Origin of the sequence: Flavonifractor sp. An52 (assembly GCF_002159385.1) — a bacterium.
GTDB lineage: Bacteria > Bacillota > Clostridia > Oscillospirales > Oscillospiraceae > Flavonifractor > Flavonifractor avicola.
In genome coordinates, this window is sequence record NZ_NFIB01000059.1 from 1 (window position 1) to 4,737 (window position 4,737).

Annotated in this window: 4 protein-coding genes and 1 pseudogene; 2 read left to right on the forward strand and 3 right to left on the reverse strand. The window is 48.7% G+C overall.

The window, feature by feature from the left end:
• Positions 1-273 precede the first annotated feature (273 nt).
• The gene (locus B5G06_RS13595; protein WP_087189589.1) at positions 274-630 is read right to left on the reverse strand and encodes a hypothetical protein; all 357 of its coding nucleotides are present in this window, start codon (positions 628-630) and stop codon (positions 274-276) included.
• A gap of 350 nt (positions 631-980) precedes the next feature.
• Between B5G06_RS13595 and B5G06_RS13600 the strand changes: the two genes are divergently transcribed.
• Positions 981-2,858 (forward strand): hypothetical protein, encoded by a 1,878-nt coding sequence (locus B5G06_RS13600; protein WP_087189590.1) that lies wholly within the window; start codon positions 981-983, stop codon positions 2,856-2,858.
• Between the two features lies 1 nt (position 2,859).
• On the opposite strand, the gene B5G06_RS13605 is transcribed toward B5G06_RS13600, so the two are convergent.
• Entirely contained in the window at positions 2,860-3,459 is a 600-nt protein-coding gene (locus tag B5G06_RS13605; protein WP_087189591.1) for a recombinase family protein, read from the reverse strand.
• 121 nt (positions 3,460-3,580) lie between these two features.
• Here B5G06_RS13605 and B5G06_RS13610 point away from each other — a divergent pair, with 121 nt between their 5' ends.
• Complete coding sequence (locus B5G06_RS13610; protein WP_158094728.1) at positions 3,581-4,237, forward strand: HI0074 family nucleotidyltransferase substrate-binding subunit; 657 nt, start codon at positions 3,581-3,583, stop codon at positions 4,235-4,237.
• A 102-nt stretch (positions 4,238-4,339) separates the two neighbouring features.
• Here the strand turns inward: B5G06_RS13610 and B5G06_RS14100 are convergent.
• Positions 4,340-4,737, reverse strand: a pseudogene (locus tag B5G06_RS14100) (hypothetical protein); the annotation flags it as partial.

A 4,737-nucleotide genomic window follows, 5' to 3' on the forward strand; every position in this document is an offset into this window, starting at 1 on the left:
TCAAGAGGTCAACAAGTATCAGCATAAACGCGCACTCGCTCTCACTGCCAGAAAACTGGTTCGGTTGATCTTTCGGCTGCTGAAGGACAACCGCCTGTATATCCTGCCGGAGGGCTGAGTGTACCGCTTGCCGCTCTGGCGCATAGGCCCTGTTTCAAAAAACTCAGGGACAGGGCTTGGATTGGTGTTGTCTTTTTCCTGCCTACATGGTCCTTTTTACTCATTCCCATTTGAAATTTTCTTGCATCACCTACTTGACTTCATACCATTGGACTAATCGGGGAGAAGTTTGCGGCGCAAACAAATAATCTCGCCCTTGCTCCAGACCCACGCTCTGTTGTCCGCTGTAGATTCCCTGGACCGCTCCAGCAGCTCGCACAGCCTCTGATTGGCGCGGTCCATCCCGGCGATGGCTTGGTAAAGAACCGGGATCAGTTCCTGGTTGATTTCAGCGTTGTTCGATGCCTTCTTTTCCTTCTTCACCTTCCTTTTCTTCTTTGCCTTCTTTTTCCGCTTTTTTGTTTGCTTAAATTCTGTCATCGCCCCCCACTCGACGCCGGGCCGCATTACCTTCGCATCTGAACTGGCTGATGTAGTAGTCTGCTTCTCTGTCGTAAAACCTTTGAACATAGCATCTGCTCCTTTCTGTTTAATCCACCCCAATTGTATCGAATTTCCCCCAAAAGCTCGAATTTGCAAACATGAGCACATAAAACTAAAAATTGTTTCATTTTTCTCTATATAATTGCATTTTTCATTTCTTTAGACTCTTTATAGCGACTCACTTATCATTTGGTATTTATTGGAACATCGTTGCGTTTCTTTTTTATTTTCCCGTATTGTAATTAAATCGACTCTTAATAGCGTATTTTCAAACAGAAGATCATAAAAACGAAACATTTTTATGTAAAATTGTTTTCTTTTTTAAGTCGCATATTCCGGCAGTCGCTATATGTGCAGCAGAGGTTAGGATGGGTTTTATGGCAATGAGAAGACTAACACCGTCGGCCAGGGCACAGACAATGCTGAATAATACGCTAATTCCTCAAACGGATTCTCGCTACAAAAAGGTCTATGCTCTGATCCGTAGCTTTCCCAAACAAATCAAGCAGAAGGCTCCGTTACGTGATAAATTACTTTCTTTTGAACGATGGTCGAGAGATTGTACAAACAGTTCATTTGAGGAGCAGATTGATGCATATCTCACTTTCTTAAGTGAAGACGGGATCCTTTATGCTGATGACAGAGAACGTCTTGTTACGTCAGAAAATAATTTGGCCTATCACAATATGGACTGTTACGCCAATACAAAACTCAGAGAACATTTTTCCAAGCGATATTGCTATTCCAAAACAAAAGAGCTCCTGCGCGAGATGAATGTCAAAATGGATCCTGACATAGTCAGAAATATAGATTATGTTACCAGGACATGGCATTCCATACGGAATATATATCCTGATATCCCCCTCAAATGGGCTCTGGAATTGGTTGTAAATTTAGTCAAGCAGTGTAACGCGCAGCACAAAACTGTCAGCCAAGTATTTCGGCGCGACAAAGAGGAAAGGTACTATCTCTTTGACAAGGATGCCAGGACCGCATTAAACCAGTTTATGGAAGAGCCGCTTACTGATATCCAGTATGAATCCGCGGTACGCCTCTGGCTCCCCGGTTATCTGGCTGCCGAGTATTGGTGGGCTCGCATCACAAGCAGAGCACCCAAATATTATCCTGATATCAACGAAACGATCTGGCGGCGATATCAAGAGATGCGTCGAGCAAAAACAGTCTTAAAAAAAGCTGTCCTTCCCAATCTTCGCTTGACCCAACTGGTCAAACTGAAAGCTATAATAGAACATCTTTTGCAGCAGGGCTTTTGCTTTGATCACGATGAAAGTCAACCCGAACTCTCCCAGCCGCTGCCGCTCTTTATAAGAAATCAGTTAAAAAAGTCTCTCAGATCTTCAAACCATGCAAATAAAGAGGACTTTGCGCATACCTGTGAGATCGCCACGCTTCTCTTTCAACAATTATCTGATATTGATAAGCAGCAGGACACAGGGTACCAAATCTCTGCACTTGTATGGTTTCTCTATCTGACCAAAGGGCGGCATCTACTTGCAGACACAAAATGGGATCAGTGCATCCGCGGATTTGATCTTTCACAGCTCAATTTCGGGGAGCAAAACCTTAATAATTATCGTGAACTTCTTACTGCACTGCAGTGTGTAGTCCCTACTGATGAAATATCCTGTGCCCTACAACGGGAACTCTTCCTAATACTGACAAACTATCCTTTGAATCAGATTCAGGATCCAGAATTTTTAGAATTACCTGTGATGAAAGCCTACCAAGCCGTTTGCTTATATGCAGACAAACAAATCTCCTTCGATCCAGCCATCTTGAAGTCATATCCCTGGTTTTGGCCGCAGAGAAAAGAATACAACAAAGGGGGCTGCGTTAAGATCCATTTGCAGATACGAGACTGGCTCATGACTCATCAAAATTTTCTTGCAAAAGAACAGAGGGCGTTGAAAAGAAGGCTTCTACGCAAAGCCGCCGAACAAGAGGCAGATGCCCAAGCGCGTAAGGCCCTGTATGTGAACACGCTGCGCGAAATGAGCACACTCTCAGAAAAGCCTTTTCCCGGTGAAGACTATCTGCTTCACCGAGAGAATCCGGCAATGCGTATTGCAAACTTCCGTTTGCCAGATAACCTTCCTGATGTCAGCAATCAAGATATGCAAAATTATCTCCGCCCTTGTATCGTAGAATATCTGGCGTTATCATTGCTGCGGGAAACACTTGCCGAGAAACTTAAATCTGAATTGGAAGTTATTTTGCAGCGCCAAATCAAGTAAGCTATCCAGAAAATCCGGGAAATCCGGGTTTTTTCCCGGATTTCTTTTTAGAGCCAATCCATTTTATGCGCCGGTAAAAGGTCGCCTTGCTCATCCCCAGTTTCTTCATAGCCTGTACAGCTGTGATGTGGCCCGCGCGCCATTGATCGACTACAGCATCAAGATCAGCCGGCTGAATGGGCTTTCGCCCCTTGTATTTCCCCTGAGTCTTGGCAATCTCAATGCCCTCCCGCTGGCGCTGGAGGAGGTACGCCCGCTCCAGCTCGGCCACTGCGCCAAAGACAGTAAGCATGAATTTTCCGGTGGGCGTGGCGGTGTCGATGGCCTCCTTCTGGGAGATAAAGACCACCTCCTTGACGGCCAGCTGCTCCACCAGCTCCAGCAGATCTTTCGTGTTGCGGGCAAAGCGGCTGATGGACTCCACGATGACGGTATCTCCCCGGCGAACGAAGGACATCATCTCTTTCAGCTGAGGCCGCTCAGCGTTTTTGCCGCTCATCTTATCGATATAGATCTGCTCCACACCCAGCGTCTCCATCAGCACCTCCTGGCGCAGGGTGTTTTGTTCCTGGGTACTTACTCTGATATATCCGATTTTCATAATGGGATCGTTCTCCCTTCAACATGATCTCTGTTTTATTCTGTGGTATACTTTTCTTGTATTGTTGTGTGCGCTTGTCTGTGCTAAGATAGAGGAGCACAAACGCAGAGGAGGGAGCCGGATGGATCGCCTGATAAAAGAGATGAAAGCGGTAGCGGAGCGCTATCATGCCCAGCGGCTGTGCCTGTTTGGCTCCCGGGCCAGAGGTGATTTTCGCCCGGACAGCGACTACGACTTTGCCCTCTGGGGAGTCCCGGCTGCCTGTCAGCCTCAACTGCTGAATGCTGTGGATGACCTTCCCAGCCTCCATAAGATCGATGTGGTCTTTGTGGACGAGCACACATCCCAGGCGCTGTTAGATAACGTGAAAAAGGACGGAGTGATCCTGATGGACAAGTTTACAATCAAACGGGAAAATTTTGAGAGTGCCCTGCTTCGTCTGAAGGAGGGGCTTGCAGGATACGAAGGTGCCTCCGATCCGCAGCTGGCCCGGGATGGCATCATCCAGCGATTTGAGTTCACCTGTGAGTTGGCCTGGAAGACCACCAGGGAGTGGCTGCTGGACCAGGGCCATGTGGATCTGAACAGCCCCAAGGCGGTGATGCGGCAGGCCTTTGCGGACGGCCTGATCTCCGACAGCGACGGATGGATCGGCCTGCTCAACGACCGCAACATGACCTCCCATATTTACGATGAGAACACCGCCGACCAGATTTTCCGGCGGATCCAGACCTGCTACCTGTCCCTCTTTGAAGGGCTGCTGGAAAAGCTGATTTGAATGAGCGGAGTCCCAATAGGGTGTGCCGGACAACTGAGACGTCTCAAATGTCCGAAACCGACCCTATTGGGACTCTTTTTTACCGTCTCACAGGGGTATACCCTAACGATACTCCTGCCAGCCGGGGATGCCGTACAGCTCCTCCTCGATCTCATCGGTGGAATACCCGGCCTCCAGCAGCTCGTCGATGTCCTCCGGCGTATAGCCCAGAGCAGAGGCGATGTTCTTGAGGGTGCGCAGATAGCTCCGGTCCGGCTGATACGAGCGGGCACAGGGGTGCCATGGGCGATAGATGGGATAGGTCATGGTAAAGTGCCCTGCCGTAGTAAGGCCATGCTTGTCCCATCTCAGGATCTCCCCGTCTGAGAGCGGCACCTCCCCGAAGGGCTCCCCGGCCAGCCAGGTGCGGTTTACTGCCTGATGCAGAATGGCCAGGGTTGAGGCGTAGATGTACAGCCCCAGCCGCGGGTAATGCCAGATGGTCAGCGGGTTATCCCCCT